General features: G+C 46.0%; 12 protein-coding genes. 3 read left to right on the forward strand and 9 right to left on the reverse strand.

The annotated features are described in order from the left end of the window. Together MHH56_RS26365 and MHH56_RS26370 are read left to right on the forward strand one after the other, a co-directional pair. The gene (locus MHH56_RS26365; RefSeq protein WP_339204606.1) at window positions 1-1,047 is read left to right on the forward strand and encodes an iron ABC transporter permease; all 1,047 of its coding nucleotides are present in this window, start codon (window positions 1-3) and stop codon (window positions 1,045-1,047) included. Window positions 1,048-1,098: 51 nt separating this feature from the next. Next, window positions 1,099-1,914: an ABC transporter ATP-binding protein gene (locus tag MHH56_RS26370; protein WP_339204607.1), complete on the forward strand. Its 816-nt coding sequence runs from the start codon at window positions 1,099-1,101 to the stop codon at window positions 1,912-1,914. A 76-nt stretch (window positions 1,915-1,990) separates the two neighbouring features. Here MHH56_RS26370 and MHH56_RS26375 read toward each other — a convergent pair whose 3' ends face one another. The 8 genes from MHH56_RS26375 to MHH56_RS26410 form a co-directional block, all read right to left on the reverse strand. Beyond that, the gene (locus MHH56_RS26375) at window positions 1,991-3,646 is read right to left on the reverse strand and encodes an alpha-glucosidase (RefSeq protein ID WP_339209738.1); all 1,656 of its coding nucleotides are present in this window, start codon (window positions 3,644-3,646) and stop codon (window positions 1,991-1,993) included. 89 nt (window positions 3,647-3,735) lie between these two features. Beyond that, window positions 3,736-4,827: a carbohydrate ABC transporter permease gene (locus tag MHH56_RS26380; RefSeq protein ID WP_339204608.1), complete on the reverse strand. Its 1,092-nt coding sequence runs from the start codon at window positions 4,825-4,827 to the stop codon at window positions 3,736-3,738. Window position 4,828: 1 nt separating this feature from the next. Next, window positions 4,829-5,911, reverse strand: a complete 1,083-nt coding sequence (locus MHH56_RS26385) for a sugar ABC transporter permease (protein ID WP_076268933.1) — start codon at window positions 5,909-5,911, stop codon at window positions 4,829-4,831. A 164-nt stretch (window positions 5,912-6,075) separates the two neighbouring features. After that, complete coding sequence (locus tag MHH56_RS26390; protein WP_339204609.1) at window positions 6,076-7,467, reverse strand: ABC transporter substrate-binding protein; 1,392 nt, start codon at window positions 7,465-7,467, stop codon at window positions 6,076-6,078. A gap of 293 nt (window positions 7,468-7,760) precedes the next feature. After that, window positions 7,761-8,843 (reverse strand): LacI family DNA-binding transcriptional regulator, encoded by a 1,083-nt coding sequence (locus MHH56_RS26395; RefSeq protein ID WP_339204610.1) that lies wholly within the window; start codon window positions 8,841-8,843, stop codon window positions 7,761-7,763. Window positions 8,844-9,178: 335 nt separating this feature from the next. Beyond that, window positions 9,179-10,798 carry an ATP-binding cassette domain-containing protein gene (locus MHH56_RS26400; protein ID WP_076268936.1) on the reverse strand — a complete coding sequence of 540 codons (1,620 nt, stop codon included), beginning with the start codon at window positions 10,796-10,798 and terminating at the stop codon, window positions 9,179-9,181. 248 nt (window positions 10,799-11,046) lie between these two features. Continuing rightward, entirely contained in the window at window positions 11,047-12,114 is a 1,068-nt protein-coding gene (locus MHH56_RS26405) for a Gfo/Idh/MocA family oxidoreductase (RefSeq protein ID WP_339204612.1), read from the reverse strand. A 169-nt stretch (window positions 12,115-12,283) separates the two neighbouring features. Beyond that, window positions 12,284-13,390 (reverse strand): MBL fold metallo-hydrolase, encoded by a 1,107-nt coding sequence (locus MHH56_RS26410; RefSeq protein WP_339204613.1) that lies wholly within the window; start codon window positions 13,388-13,390, stop codon window positions 12,284-12,286. 288 nt (window positions 13,391-13,678) lie between these two features. Between MHH56_RS26410 and MHH56_RS26415 the strand changes: the two genes are divergently transcribed. Then, window positions 13,679-14,833 (forward strand): virulence factor, encoded by a 1,155-nt coding sequence (locus MHH56_RS26415; protein WP_339204614.1) that lies wholly within the window; start codon window positions 13,679-13,681, stop codon window positions 14,831-14,833. 90 nt (window positions 14,834-14,923) lie between these two features. Here MHH56_RS26415 and MHH56_RS26420 read toward each other — a convergent pair whose 3' ends face one another. Further along, window positions 14,924-16,108 carry a transglutaminase domain-containing protein gene (locus MHH56_RS26420; protein ID WP_339204615.1) on the reverse strand — a complete coding sequence of 395 codons (1,185 nt, stop codon included), beginning with the start codon at window positions 16,106-16,108 and terminating at the stop codon, window positions 14,924-14,926. Between the last annotated feature and the right edge of the window lie 65 nt (window positions 16,109-16,173).

A 16,173-nucleotide genomic window follows, 5' to 3' on the forward strand; every position in this document is an offset into this window, starting at 1 on the left:
ATGAATAAATGGATCACACTCAGGGGCCGCAAACACTCCTTTCAACTTGACCGCCGAACGTTAATGGTGATCGTTATGCTTCTAATTGCCAATTTAGCAGCAGTCGTCATTTGTGTTGGGCTTGGCAGCAAAACCATTAATCCTATCGATGTCTTACTTACTTTTGTGGGACAAGGTGATTCGTCTGATGCGATGATTATTTTTTCACTTCGTCTGCCACGCGTGTTGATTGCTGTAATGGTAGGCTCAGCACTCGCTGTTTCAGGGGCGCTGCTGCAAGGTATTGTGCGCAATCCTTTGACATCTCCCGACATTATCGGCATTACGGGCGGAGCCTCTCTTGGCACCGTTATATTCATTTTGTATTTTTCGCATATAAGCATCCGGTTCATGCCGATCAGTGCTGTTATTGGAGCTTTTGCCGCTTCGTTCCTTATTTATTTATTTGCTTACCGAAAAGGAATCACGCCGCTCAGGCTCGTCCTAATTGGTATCGGAATGGCTACCGCACTAACTGCGGTTACCTACATGCTTATCCTTACGTCATCCTTCACGCCTACTGCGGTAGCCGTCAAAGCCTTTACTTTTATGACTGGCAGCATCTACGGCGTATCATGGGACAGAGACTTTTGGACTTTGCTTCCTTGGCTTGTCGTTTTGTTTCCAATTGCGCTTATCTACGCTCGGCATCTTAATGTCCAAGAGCTTGGCGATGAGGTTGCTGCAAGCGTAGGCAGCTCCGTCCAAATGAAAAGAACGATTCTGCTCATCATCAGCGTTGCGCTCGCAGGTGTTGCGGTTGCTATAGGTGGTGCCATTAATTTCATCGGGCTTATGGCGCCACATATTGCCCGGAAGCTTGTTGGCCCGTCTTATGGAGGCGTAATACCTGTGTCCGCTTTAATAGGGTCGCTCGTATTGCTGCTCTCTGACCTTATCGCAAGAACTGCGTTCCTTCCGCTAGATATTCCAGCAGGTGTCTTCACTGCAGCGATAGGCGCACCGTTCTTTATCTATTTATTATATCGCCATCGCAACCGATCATAACGCACTGCGCGTTTATAATTAAACAATAATAAGCAAAGGGGAGAGATTATCGTGTCCTCCATTCAAGCGAAAAATCTTACGTTATCCTACGGACAAAAAGCGATTTTCAATAATCTTGATTTGCTGATCCCTCCCGGCAAGATCACAGTATTCATTGGCAGCAACGGCTGCGGCAAGTCAACGCTGCTCCGTTCCCTTGCCCGCCTTTTAAAGCCGCAAGAAGGCTCTATTCTAATTGATGGCCATGAGATTGCCAAACTCTCAAGCAAGGAAATCGCAAGGCGCCTAGCGATCTTGCCTCAAGGTCCAATCGCACCGGAAGGCTTAACCGTCCATCAGCTCGTCAAGCAAGGTCGTTATCCTTATCAAAGCTGGCTGCAGCAATGGTCGCATGAAGACGAGAAGATGGTCAAAAAGGCGCTTGAAGTGACGCATATGGACGAGCTGTCCTCGCGCTCACTGGACTCGCTATCCGGCGGTCAACGTCAACGTGCCTGGATAGCAATGACGCTAGCCCAAAACACGCCGACTATTTTGCTAGATGAGCCGACAACCTATTTGGATATGGCCCATCAGATCGAAATTCTTGATTTGCTTTTTGATTTAAACGAGCAGGAGAATCGTACGATTGTGATGGTGCTGCATGACATTAACCTAGCTTGCCGTTATGCTGACCATATTGTAGCTGTGAAAGACGGCCAAATACATGCGCAGGGCAAACCGGAAGCCATTATGAACGAACAGCTTATACGCACCGTGTTTGATATGGAATGCCAAATCACAGCAGACCCCATATTTGGCACTCCCCTTTGCATCCCTTACGGGAAAGGCCGCAAGCTGCCATTAAAGCAAGAAAGCGTACGTTAAGCGCATAACAAAAAAAATGGTGGGGCAGGGTTTATTCTGCTCCACCATTTCTTTATAATCGCACGCTCACGCTGAGTTAGGTGATTACTTCATAGATTCTCGCTTCAAATGGCCTCAGCTCGATGCTTCGCCCTTCGTCATTCCAAGTGCTTAATGTATTCTCATACGTACCAAGCACCAGCTTCAGCTTCAAAGCTTCCTCTCCAAAAAACGAATCCGAGAACGTAAAGGTTTGGGCTTCTTCTCCGTGATTCAAAAGCACAACCCATTCGGTTCCCTCCAGCTCTCGAACATAAACATAAAGATTCGGATCATCTTCACTTATATCTGTAAAGTCGCCATAAACCATGACTGGATTGCTCTTTCTAAGCGCAATGAGCTTCCGATAAAAAGCTAATACCGAATTTGGATCTTTTTCCGCTTGTTCTACATTAATCTCTTCATAATTTGGATTAACCTTTATCCATGGCTCGGCGCTGCCAAAACCTGCATTCAGCTCCGTATTCCATTGCATTGGCGTTCTGGAGTTATCACGGCTAAGCGCCTGCAATGAACGAAACACTGCGGCAGGATCTTTACCTTTGCCGACTTCCTCCACATATCTGTTAATCATCGCAATATCTTTATAATCGCCGATCGTTTCATACCTTACGCCTGTCATACCGATTTCTTCGCCTTGATAAATGTATGGAATGCCTGGAAGCGTATGGACCATCGTAGCAAGCAGCTTAGCTGATTCCTCTCGGAATTCCTTATCATTCCCATAACGTGATACTTGCCGCGTATGATCATGGTTATTTAGAAACTGCGAGCCAAACCCTCGGCCAGCCAAAGCCTCCGCCCACTGCTTCTGGATGCGCTTGTAACGAACCATATCCCATTCTGGCATTTCATCCGCAACTTCAAAATGGAACAGCGTATTCAGCTCCATACGCTCCTCTTCAACGAACAAAGGACCTGTCTCCGGTGTTGCGAACGCAATTTCGCCAACGGTCATCATATCGTAATGCCGGAAAACCTCACGGTTCATTTCCTGCAAATAATCATGCAGTCCCGGATTATGTGTTAAATACCTGATGTCATGTGGATCTTCTACATCGCTGAAGCTGTTTGGCTTAGCCAGCAATGCCAGAGCGTCGAGCCTCAGCCCGTCTACTCCTTTATCCAACCAGAAACGCAGCATGTTGTAGATTTCCATTCTCATTTCTTTGTTTGCCCAGTTTAAATCCGGCTGCTCGATCGCAAATGAATGCATATAATATTGCTTTGTCGTCTCATCAAATTCCCAGCTTGAAGGGTTAAAATAAGAACGCCAGTTGGTAGGCGGCTCGCCCTCTCTACCATCCTGCCAAATATACCAATCTCGCTTCGGATTATTGATCGAGGAACGAGATTCGATGAACCAAGGATGATGATTCGATGTATGATTAACGACGACGTCCATCATCAGCTTCATGCCTCTTGCATGCGTCTCCGCAACGATCTGATCAAAGTCTTCCATCGTACCTGCCTTTTTCATTACCGTATAATAGTCGGACACATCGTAACCATTGTCCTTGTCTGGGGATTCATTAAATGGATTAATCCAGACCATTGTCACACCTAACGATTGAATATAATCCAGCTTTTCAATAACACCTCGAAGATCACCAATACCATCCCCATTTGTATCTTTAAAGCTGCGCCAATAAACCTGATAAACAACTGATTCCTTCCACCAAGCCGGTTTTATCTGCACTCTAATCTCTCCTTCTCTCTATACAAACAAATGGCGCGCGAGGGGACACCGTGTCCAGACGCTGCGCCATTCTTTTGCTGCTGTTAACCTTTGATGGAGCCGCCAAGCATCCCGCGAACAAAGTATTTTTGAAGTGCAAAAAATACGGTGAGCGGCATGAGCATCGAAACAAATGCTGCTGCTGTAAGCAAATGCCAGTCATTTCCTCTGGAGCCTACCATGTTTGCAATATTCATTGACAATACTTGCACTTCAGGCTGGCTTCCGAGAAATATAAGGGATATCAAATAATCATTCCATACCCATAAAAATTGGAATATGCTGATCGATGCTAGTGCTGGGACGGATAGCGGCAGGATGAGCCTGCTGAAAATTGTAAAATTCGTTGCCCCGTCCATAAATGCCGATTCGAACAAATCCTTGGGCAGCTGACTAATTGATGTGTACATGAAATATGTGATCAATGGCAAACCAAACGCCGTATGCGCAAGCCAGATCCCAAAGTATGTGCCGTTCAGTCCAAGCGATGTATAATCGCGCAAAATCGGAATGAGCGCTACCTGTAAAGGCACGACAAGCAAAGCGATAACAATGACAAACAATGTCTTTCTCCCTGGGAACTTTAGCCAAGCAAAAGCATAAGCTGCAAAGGATGCGATGAAAATCGGAATTACGGTAGCTGGTATTGTAACCGCAATCGTATTCCAGAAGGAACGCGACATACCGCTGCCCTTCTCTGTCTTGGTCGTACCATCTGGCATCGTGATGGAATATGTTTTTCCACCCAGCACCGTCTCATAGTTCTGAGTCGTAAAATTAGATATGATCGTCCACTGCTTATCCTGTACGTTCAGAAGTCTAGCTCTCCGGTTTTCCCAGATCAATCGTTCGCCGTTAAGCTCCACACCCGCACGCAGCTGATCATCGGTAAACGTTGTTCCATTCACCTTAATTGGCTCACGAAGATCGGTGTCCTTGGGCAGCTGAATTTGCTCTGTTGTGCTCCAATCTCGATGAGGCAGTATATTCCACCAGCCAGTAGATAATATATCTGCTGCAGGCCGGAAAGAGGAAACGAGCAGACCGAGCGTCGGGATAGTCCAAATGAGACATATGACAGCTAGCACTGTATTCACGAGCCACTTGGACTTACGGGATTTTTTGTTCCTGCTCATATTAGAACCCTCCTTCTCTACGGAACTGCCGCAGATTGATTATGATGACTGGAATGACTGCAACGAGAAGCACAATGGCTAAGGTTGAACCATAACCTGCATTTTGGTACATAAACAACTGGCGATAGAACTGTGTTGCCACAACGTCCGTCTCATATTGTCCGCCTGTCATGATCATAACAACGTCGAAGATTTTGAGTGTAAACACAATAATCGTTGTTGTAACGGATAACAAAGTTCCCGCAATGTAAGGAATCATGATTTTGAAAAAAATGCGAACCTCGCCTGCGCCATCCATACGAGCGGCCTCCAGCATATCCTCTGGGATGCTCTTAATCGCAGCTGAGAATATAACCATCGCAAAACCTGTTTGCATCCAAATGAGAATAACGATAAGAAACAGGTTATTCCACGGCTGAATCATACTGAGCCATGCCTGCGGTTCCCCCCCAAATTTCACGACGATCGCATTCAGCAGTCCAATTTGCTCCTGGCCTGGCTGATAGTAATAAATAAATTTCCAGATAACACCTGCCGCTACGAACGAAATCGCCATCGGCATAAATATGAGACCCTTAGCCAGCTTCTCGAAGCTGCTTCGATCGGCAAGTATCGCAATAAGAAGACCTAAACCAACACAAGCCAGTGTGCCAAAGAACACCCAAAGCAAGTTGTTGCGCAGCGCCATGATGAGCAGGCGGTCCGTAAATACAGCTACATAGTTGGCGAAACCGACAAAATTGACCGAGCCGGCATCAAAAAAGCTTAAGTATAGCGTCCGCAATGTCGGAAAGACAAGCAGCCAACCAAGCAGCAGCACCGCTGGGCCAACAAATACAAAAGGCAATATTCTCCGCTTCCATTGATCCGGATACTTTTCAACTACCCAGTTAAACGAATAGTAAATCGAATAAATACCAACTGCTCCCCATATGACTGCAAACACCGCATTGAGGATAGGCGGAAGGTTGGAGTCGCGAAAAAGTATAAATATGCCCCCGTGAATGACAATATTGATAACTGGCACGAGTATGGATAACAACAGTAGCCGCAGAGCATTGCCTTTCCTAGCCTGTAATTCCATATGAATCCTCCTTCAAGGTTTGCGCAGCAAACCTATCTTCGTAAGCATAAACTTAGGTTTGCGTAGCAAACCTTTCTTCGTAAAAGCCACCATTTACTGTACTGATTATAGAGGGGCTTTCACCTTGCGGCGAGAAGCCCCCGAATCACTCAAGCAGCAGTCAATTATTTTTTCCAGCCGGCTTGAATTTCTTTTAGTGCTGTATCCAAATCTACTGTTCCACTTACCCAGTCTGTCATACCTTTCCAGAATGTACCTGCACCAACTGCGCCTGGCATAAGGTCAGAACCGTCAAAACGAATCGTTTCTGCTGTTTTCACGAATTCTGCCATTCTGCGTTCTTGATCGTTCGGGTACCATGATGGATCAGCATCATTCATAGGAGCTGTTACGCCGCCTGTTTGAATCCAAGCTTTGAGCGACTCGCCCGTTGTGAAGAATTCCATTACAGCGCGAACCTCTGGACGATCATTAAACATAGCATAAATATCTCCAGAGATTAGAGCTGGTTGACCATATTTCTCATCAATGGCTGGAAGTGGGAACCAATCGTAATCATCAGCTGTCAAGCCTTCTGGGAAGAAGCTTGTAATAAAGCCGGCTTGACGGTGAAGCCATGCTTTTGGCGGATTATCGAACAGCGGCTTAACTGCATCACCAAACGATGTTGTAGCGATCGATTTTTTACCACCGTATACATAGTCCTCGTTGAACCAGATTTCAGCCATTTTTTCGGCTGCATTTTTGACTACAGGGTCTGTGAATGGAAGCTCACCCGATACCCATTTGTCATAATTTTCAGGCGTAGTCGTGCGGAGCATAATATCCTCCATCCAGTCTGTAGCCGGCCAGCCAGTCGCTGTACCGCTCTCGATGCCGATGCTCCAAGCTGGATCGCCGTCTTTCGCGATTTGATCAGTCAGCGCCATAAGCTCTGTCCATGTTTTTGGAACGGTATAACCTGCTTCTGCAAATGCTTTTTTGTTGTACCACACTAAGCTTTTTACGCTGCTGCGTGCCCAGATGCCGGACATTACGTCTCCGCTAGTACCTTTCATCGTAGCCATGTCAAGCCAGCTTTGGTTGTATTGTTTCTTCAAATACTCATCGCTAAGGAATGATTTTACATCAATTACCTTACCAGTATTCACAAAGCCCTTCAGCAAACCCGGCTGCGGGAAATCCGCAATATCAGGAGCGTTTCCGCCGTTTACACGTACCGAAATCGTTGCTTCGAACTCTTTAGAGCCTTCATACGCGATGTCGATTCCAGTCTTATCTTCGAACGCTTTAATGCTTTCGTTAAATTTCACTTCATCCGCATCCGTAAACGGACCGAACATCGTAACCTTTTTACCTTTAAAATCGCCATTTAATGCTTTAGCCAGCGCGCTGTCGCCCGCTCCTGCTCCTGCATTCGTTCCGCCCTCTGCTGGCTTCTCTGTCGGCTGGTTCGTTGTATTATTATTTTTCCCTCCGCAAGCCGTAATCGTCATCACAAGCGCTAGCGTTAGAATAAAGACAGTCGATGCTTTTTTTGTTTTTCTCGTGTACATAGACCTCATCCTTTCATGTTTAAGTAATCAGTAATTAAATTACACTTACTCGGCCCTTTTGAAACGTTAAATTAACGTCAGATAACAAGTTGTTGCCTCACCTCCTTTAAAGTGCCAATGTAGGTTGTTTTTATGCTCAATAGGTATCGAAAACAAAATCTTCTAAATAGATAACGCTTCCATTGCTCTGAAAAGCTTTTCAGAGAGGAGTTAAAGCGAACGACCAAAGCCAAAATGTAGAGGCAAAGCCGTTTCACTATTAATATTCGAATCTAAGTATTATCGTTTCACACCTATGATGAATAGGACTTGGTTGACTCCCGTACAATTAAATGATGTGGAAGCTTTTCTCTGAGCACTTCAACTTTCCCCGTTGTAATCAGCTCATGCAGCTTCTCAACGGATCGATACCCAATATCATAGGTTGGCTGGTCTATCGTCGTTAGCTTAGGTATAAACATATGAGCCATTCGGATATTGTCAAAACCTACGACAGACATTTGCTCAGGTACGGATTTGCCATTGTCGCGCAAATATGAAATCGCACCCATCGCGAATTCATCCGAAGCTGCAAAAACGGCCGTCAAATCGGGACAACGAGTGAACAGTCGTTCAGCTGCATCATAAGCATGCTCAAATCGATGTATAGCAAATTCAATGCAATTCTCGTTTTCTGAGAGGTTATATTCCTGAAGCACCTTCTTAAAGCCCGTATATCGCGGCTCACCGGAGATTGTGATTCCTAAAGGAAAACCAATCATACCTATGCGGCAATGTCCTGCTTCAATTAAATGTTTGACCGCATCATACGCACCCTGCTCATCATCAATATCAACAGAAGGAATATCATACTCCGGAGCATTGGTAGAAGCTAGAACGAATGGCAGACGATAGCGCTGCATCTCCTCGTAATATTCTTCATGCAATGAATCACTTGTAAATATGATGCCATCTACCTGCTTCTCAAAAAAGCTTTGCACATAAGCGATCGTCCGCTGCTTGTCGCGGTCTGTATTACAGATCATCAGACTATGGTTCAGCATAACAGCCGCATCCTGCATTCCGCGTATTAAGCCGGCATAATACGGATTTTCTATATCCGGAATCATAACGCCAAGCGTGTCTGATTTTTTGTAAATCAAACCTCTGGCAAATCCATTCGGCTGGTATTGAAGTTCCTCAATAGCTTCCAGCACCTTGATACGTTTCTCTTCCACTACGGTTTCCGGCGCATTCATGACCCGGGATACGGTGCTTATGGACACGTTAGCGTATTTTGCTACATCGCGTATAGTCGATTTCATAATGGCACGCCTTTCTTGATGAGTAAGAATGATGTAACATGCGCTAGTTTGAATTTTATTATAATGAGTCATGTTTCACATTTATGAAAGTGCTTACTGAAAAGCTTTTCTGAAAACCTTTTCAAACGTAGTATAACTCCCTTTTACGCATAAATCAACCAAAAAATTTTCAAGTTTGTCCATCTTATTTTATGCCAATAGTTGCACAACTTTAGATAAGGCTGCTCCCGAGCTTAACGGTATTTTCTACTAATGAAAATAATAACGTGGCCATTGAGGCTTCATATCTGTATATTGTGAGCAAATGAAATGACATCTAGACTTGAGAATTTTATTCGGTTCTCCATATAGACAAAAAAAGCGTCAATCAGCGAGACTATCCTCACTAATTGACGCTCTATAGTAAATTAAACAGCGTACATACGTTCACGAAGCGCTTTAACCTCAGCACTTTCAAGGTACTCGTCATAAGTCATCATCCGGTCGATTACACCGTTCGGCGTAATTTCAACGATGCGGTTAGCGATCGTTTGTACGAACTGATGGTCATGCGAAGTGAACAAAATCGTACAATCCGTATCTGTCAGACCATTATTCAAAGCCGTAATGGATTCAAGATCCAAGTGATTCGTTGGCTCATCCAAAATAAATACGTTCGCGCCCTCAAGCATCATCTTGGAGAGCATGCAGCGAACTTTCTCGCCTCCGGACAACACGCTTGCTTTCTTCATTGCATCATCGCCCGAGAAGAGCATACGGCCAAGGAATCCGCGAATAAAGGTTTCATCCGGATCTTTTGAATATTGACGAAGCCATTCCACAAGGTTCAAATCAACACCATCAAAATATGGTGAGTTGTCTTTCGGGAAATAAGCCTGCGATGTTGTTACACCCCATGAGTAGCTGCCAGCATCTGCTTCAACTTCACCAACAAGCAATTGGAAAAGCAAAGTCTTAGGCAAGCTGTTCGGTCCAACAAATGCAACTTTATCGCCTTTATTAAGAGCGATCGTCAGATTGTCGATCACTTTCTCGCCGTCGATCGTTTTGGTCAAGCCATCAACAAGCAGGAGCTGCTTGCCCGCTTCACGCTCACCTTTGAAGAGGATAAACGGATATTTACGGTTAGATGGACGAATATCATCAAGCGAAATTTTCTCAAGAAGCTTCTGTCTCGAAGTTGCTTGTTTCGCTTTCGATTTGTTCGCACTAAAGCGTTGAATAAACGCCTGCAATTCCTTGATCTTATCTTCCTTCTTCTTGTTCTCACCGCGCATCAACTGCAAAGCAAGTTGGCTTGATTCGTACCAGAAGTCATAGTTGCCGACATACATTTGGATTTTACCAAAGTCGATATCCGCAATATGTGTACATACCGTATTCAGGAAGTGCCTGTCATGGCTGACTACGACAACAGTTCCTTGGTAATCGGCAAGGAAATCTTCCAACCAGCGAATGGACTCAATGTCCAAGTGGTTGGTAGGCTCATCGAGCAATAGAATGTTCGGTGTGCCAAACAATGCTTGAGCCAGCAATACGCGGACTTTCTCATTGCCGCTTAGCTCAGCCATTTTCTTATCATGCAGGTCAGGAGTAATACCAAGTCCATTTAGCATCTCTGCTGCTTCAGACTCAGCTTCCCAGCCGTTCATGTCTGCGAAGTCAGCTTCAAGCTCACCTGCACGCATGCCGTCTTCATCAGTGAAGTCTGCTTTTGCATACAAAGCGTCCTTCTCCTTCATTACTTCATAAAGACGCTTGTGACCCATCATTACCGTCTCAAGTACAACGGACTCGTCATATTCATAATGGTTCTGCTTTAGAACGGCTAGCCGTTCACCCGGCGTTATATGCACTTCTCCGTGCGATTGCTCAACTTCACCGGATAATATTTTCAAAAAGGTCGATTTACCCGCGCCGTTAGCGCCGATCAAGCCATAACAGTTGCCTGGCGTGAACTTAATGCTAACATCTTCAAAAAGCGCCCGCTTCCCGTAACGGAGCGTTATGCCACTTGTACTAATCATTCGTTTAATCCCGTCCTTCACTACAAAATCACTTTATCTTGATCTATTATACCACAGTATGCAAGGAAACCGAACCTTCTTTTGCCTTTGCCTTAGCATTTGGATAGACAATCCAGCAACGAGGATTACTTTTAATTCATCGATCTCACGATAAAAAAACCTTCCTCCATGCGACTTTGATACAGTTGTCGCATTAAGGAAGGTTTTTATCAATACACTATGAAGCAGTGATGTCTTTTTTTAAAAGATTAATCCCACTTCAGCTTAACTTCATTGCCCGTGCGGGATGATTCATATATTGCGTCAAGAATACGGTTATTTGTGTAGCCCGAAAGTGCAGACGTAATCGGCTGCCTGCCTTCGCGAATGCAATCGACAAAATGGCGGCTCATTAGAATCCGATCCTCTTCGCCCTCTAGCGGATTGATGTCGCTTTCAACGACTTCATTGTTCTCATGCGTAACATACTTCCCATTATTGCCAATGATCGCTACGCCGCCCTCTGTTCCCATCAAATGAATGAACGGGTCTTCCGGCAGGAAGGCTGAATGTGCTGCCCAGCTTACCTCAAGCGACAAGGTTGCTCCATTATCAAGTTTAATAAGCGCCGAGGCAAGGTCCTCAACGTCATAGTACCCGTCCCAATTTGGCGTACCCCATGTTCCTGTACCAAGACGGTTAGGACCAAATTCTGCATAAGTCGAGCCGTATACGGAAACAGGCTTCGGATTGCCCATGAGATAAAGCGAAAGATCGAGCATATGAACTCCGATGTCAATAAGCGGGCCGCCGCCTGCTTGGTCTTTGCGAGTGAACCATGAGCCCCAGCCGGGAATGCCCTTTTTGCGGAACCAGCCTGCTTTTGCATTATAGATATGGCCTACATCGCCGTTATCAATTCGCTGCTTAAGTGCGCGGCTTAGTCCAGTCCAGCGCATTTGATGCGACATCATTAGTATTTTACCTGATTTCTCAGCTTCCTCTACGATTAGCCGCGCTGCTTCGGAATCAATGGCCATCGGTTTCTCCAGTAGAACATGCTTGCCTTGCTTTAGTGCTTCAATAGCAAGCTCGGCATGAAATTGGTTAGGCACACCAATAACAACTGCATCGATCGATGAGTCTTCAAGCAGCGATTGCGGACTTGGATGAACCGTTTCAATACCGTACTCAGCAGCACGCTGCTCAGCAAGCGGAAGGTAAGCGTCCGTTACAGCAACAACATCGATACCTTCGACTTTATTGAATGTCTGCATATGTATACTACCGATTGCACCTGCACCGATAACGCCTAGACGAATGTTTGCATGAATCATTCCTTGCTCCTCCTTATAGGTACCTTGCTTCGTAAGATAAGCTTAGATTTGCGCAAGCAAACCTAAGCTCCCTAAAATTATTCCACTATGCATACTTATACTTAGCAAGTATAACGGTTTCGTTTACCGTCGTCATTGCTCGAATTTGGCAAACCTTTGTCCTCGTTTGTTATTTCCCGGACATACGCCATGTCTCGCCATGCGGCAGAACTAGAATTCGCTCGTCAGAAATACATCGTTTTCTGCGTTCAGCCTCCAAGCGATCGAGCGCTTCACGAGGCGTATCATCCGCAAGCTTAAACGCACCATAGTGCATAGGAATAAACCACTTGGCATCCAAATCATCGAAGGCTTGGAGCGCTTGCTCCGGCGTAATATGCTGCGGCGCCATGAACCATTCCGGTTCATACGCTCCAATCGGCAATAACGCTACATCAACCGGGAAGCGGCGGCCGATCTCCTTGAAGCCTTGAAAATAACCGCTGTCCCCCGCGAAATAAATAGTCGGAAAATCAGATATGACTGGCCGCTCGACGGAAGCTGTACCGCTAAAAAACGGACAACTCCGAGCAGCTGCCGGCTCGGACGCGCTTGCGATTTGCGCTCGCGACTCTGCAGCTGATTCCATTCCGTCACCGGCCTCAAAAGTATCACGAACATGGCTTACAAGCTTCTCGCTGCGTGATGCTGGACGCTCAATGACAAAGCCTCCCCAATGCGAGCTATTCGTATCCCATGGATTTCGGCGAGTCGAATGCTGTGATGGCACAAAAGTGAATTTCACGCCGTTATACATAACGGATTCCCACCAGTGCAGCTCCTTAATTCTAAGAAAGCCCTTCTTGCGAAGCTTGGCACCTAGTCCTGCAGGCACAAGCAATTGTCTAGCGCCAACCAGTCTGCGCAGCGAATTTATATTTAAATGATCATAATGAGAATGCGATATAAGCACGATATCAATAGGCGGAACGTCCTCTACCTTGATACCCGGCGCTGAAAGTCTTTTTTGAAATGCCATTTGAGTCGACCACACAGGGTCTGTAATAATGTTCAATCCGCCGAACTGAATAAAAAAAGTGGAATGCCCTACCCAAGTAATAGAAGGCCATTTTCGGTTATTCTCCAAGTATGCGATGTCAGGTTCAACATTCGGAACGGTGAATGAATAATCTTTCATTCTCAGCTTGCGAATGCGTTCCTGACGCCATCTTTTGAACTGCTTCATTGAAGTGTGCTGCTCGATAGGATCTATATTAGCAAATCGTTTTAACTTCAACCGTCCATCCCTCCTTCGCATTCATTTCTTGTTTTATTAAGATACCAAGCCAGCGGTACTCAATGCAAATATGTTATTTATGCGAAATCATCCACGCACTCGTATGACAGTCTATCCAGAAATGTGAATTAGAGACAATCTCTCGTTTCATCGTTCGCATCCTAACATAAAATCAGTTACACTTGGTTATAAAGCATTTACACATAAGATTACGCTTTCGACGCAGCATTTGTTACATAAATGAAGCAGATGAGCGTCTAAATATCAATTAGCCCAGGAGGTTTCCTTATGAAACTAATTTCAATAGAACCAACGCCGAGTCCCAATTCCATGAAGCTGAACGTCGATGAGATGCTCCCTCGCGGACGCAGACTCACCTACAAAACGAGTGAAGCAAGCGACGCTCCTGAGCTGCTTCAGCAGCTTTTGCAAATAAACGGAGTGAAAAGCTTATTCCGTACAGCTGACTTTATTGCGCTTGACCGCAAGCCTGGAGCAGATTGGGCAGCTATACTCGCTGAAGCAGGACAATTGCTGCAGAAGGTTGCTGATGGCGACAACGGCGAGAGCAGCGGGAAAGGACCTTCAACTAGCTTTGGCGAAGCGCAGGTGCTCGTTCAAATGTATCGCGGCATTCCGATGCAGGTGCGCGTAAGAATGGGAGACATAGAGGCACGTTCAGCGCTACCGCCACAGTTTGGCGAGGCGGTTAACCTTGCCGCTGGCTCTGGCATGATTCGCGAGCGCAAGCTGGAGGTGTTTGGCGTTCGCTACGGAGAGCCTGAGGAAATTGCAGCTGAAATTGTACGCGAGCTGGAAGCTTCCTATTCGAGTGAGAGATTGGACACTCTTGTGCAAGCAGCTATTGAGCAAGGGAATGCTGGTGCTGAAGGAGAAGCTCCAGCTGTCGTAAGGCCAGCTCCGCTAACTTTTGAACAAGCGCAAGAGCAGTTCGCCTCACCGGATTGGCAGGTTCGTTACGCAGCATTGGAGAGATACGTTTCCGCTATAGAAGGTTTGCCTCTGCTTGCACAAGCGATAAAGGATGAGAACACATCCATTCGTCGTCTTGCCGTTATCTATCTTGGCGATCTGCGAGCGCCTGAAGCGCTGCCGTATTTGTTTATGGCGCTGCGTGATTCCTCAACTTCCGTTAGAAGGACGGCTGGCGACACGCTGTCTGATCTTGGTGATCCCGCTGCGGTTGGACCGATGATTGAATCGCTCCGTGACAAAAACAAGCTTGTCCGCTGGCGCGCGGCACGCTTCCTCTATGAAGCAGGAGATGAATCTGCGATCGATGCGCTGCGCGAAGCTGCTAACGATAATGAATTTGAAATTCAGCTTCAAGCCAAAATGGCGCTTGAACGTATTGAACGCGGTGAAGAAGCAGCCGGCTCTGTATGGCAGCAAATGACCGCGGCGAGAAAAAATGAGCAATAATTGATTTACTCCAATAGGAAAGGGGGTGCAGAGATGCACCCCCTTTCCTATTGGAACAAAATGAGGTGCAGCCCACTGCACCTCATCCTATTATTTCGTATATTCCAGCTGAAGATTAACAAGAAGTGATTGATCGCCAGCATAAGGCTCATAGCTTGCCCGATAACCGACTGCTACGTTTATACGTTTGAAGGCAGCCTTTAAAGCTGCTGGGAATTGATCACCTTGCTCATATCTGAATGACAAGCTCCCTGCCTTGGAATCAAGCGCCGATTGTATAACTTGATTCAGCTGCGCTGAGCTTGATACCGTATATTCTGGTTCTAGCCAGTGCAAGCCAAGTGCGATCTTCAGCCTGCTGAAGCGGCTGCGCTCCGCCTTTCCCCCTTGCTTCTCCAGCTCACGAATCGTATCCGCATAGGAGACGTTTGCAGCAGGATAAGTTCTAGTCCACTGGTGATCAACGCGCAGTTCCTCATCCGTTCTCAAATAATAGTTATAACGAATCGTACTCTCGCTTGGCGAAACTTTTTGTGCCGTGATTTGGCTGCCTGCTGATGCTGCTGCGACCGGATCATCCCAGGTTAGATCCAAATGGTACCAAACACCGTCTACCTGCACCATATTCCATGCATGCTCGCCCGTATTCACAGTACCCTCTGCGATTAAAACTGTCAGTCCCGCTTGTTTCAGCATTTTATAGCCTAGCAATGAGTATCCTTGACACACGGTTTCTCCGAGTGTCACCGCATCATAAGCAGTGTAATGCTTCAATGTTTTATCATACTCCACATTGCTGACGACCCAGTCGTGAATGGCTTTTATTTTCTCATGCTCATTCATACCCGGCTCTATTATAGATTGGAGCGCTTTTGCAACGGTGCGATCTACAACTGCCGTTTGTTCCAGTGTCTCGCGGTATCTGGCTTCCAGAGCAACCGTCGATTTATTTCCCCAGCTGCGAATGGTGTAGATGTAGGATTCAAGAATGTAGGCTGAATAATCATCATGCTTTAAAGCAGCACGAATGACCTCTGTCATTTTCTTCGATAGTTCCTGCTTGTCCCCCGTGTATGTCACTGAAAACCGCTCGGACCTGGCTTTAAAATGTTTAGCAAGCTCGAGCTCCAAGCGCTCTATCTTATTCGTTTCATCCAAGGCGGCCACCTCCTCCGACTCTGCTGCCGCCGGAAATAAATCCAGCTTGAGGTCAAGACAAAATGCAGCTACTACGATAACGACAACCACCAACAATTTAGAAGCTACTCTACGCATTCGAACCTCCTTAACAATAAGTGAAAGAAAGCAACCATTTATCGGAAACTTCTTCACATTTATAT

The organism is Paenibacillus sp. FSL K6-3182, assembly GCF_037976325.1.
In the GTDB taxonomy this organism is placed as follows: Bacteria; Bacillota; Bacilli; order Paenibacillales; family Paenibacillaceae; genus Pristimantibacillus.

Coding starts and splice junctions, on each gene's coding strand:
- MHH56_RS26365 (WP_339204606.1), top strand. CDS start 1: ATGAATAAATGGATCACACTCAGGGGCCGCAAACACTCCTTTCAACTT.
- MHH56_RS26380 (WP_339204608.1), bottom strand. CDS start 4,827: ATGAGCAGGAACAAAAAATCCCGTAAGTCCAAGTGGCTCGTGAATACA.
- MHH56_RS26385 (WP_076268933.1), bottom strand. CDS start 5,911: ATGGAATTACAGGCTAGGAAAGGCAATGCTCTGCGGCTACTGTTGTTA.
- MHH56_RS26390 (WP_339204609.1), bottom strand. CDS start 7,467: ATGTACACGAGAAAAACAAAAAAAGCATCGACTGTCTTTATTCTAACG.
- MHH56_RS26395 (WP_339204610.1), bottom strand. CDS start 8,843: ATGACTCATTATAATAAAATTCAAACTAGCGCATGTTACATCATTCTT.
- MHH56_RS26400 (WP_076268936.1), bottom strand. CDS start 10,798: ATGATTAGTACAAGTGGCATAACGCTCCGTTACGGGAAGCGGGCGCTT.
- MHH56_RS26405 (WP_339204612.1), bottom strand. CDS start 12,114: ATGATTCATGCAAACATTCGTCTAGGCGTTATCGGTGCAGGTGCAATC.
- MHH56_RS26415 (WP_339204614.1), top strand. CDS start 13,679: ATGAAACTAATTTCAATAGAACCAACGCCGAGTCCCAATTCCATGAAG.
- MHH56_RS26420 (WP_339204615.1), bottom strand. CDS start 16,108: ATGCGTAGAGTAGCTTCTAAATTGTTGGTGGTTGTCGTTATCGTAGTA.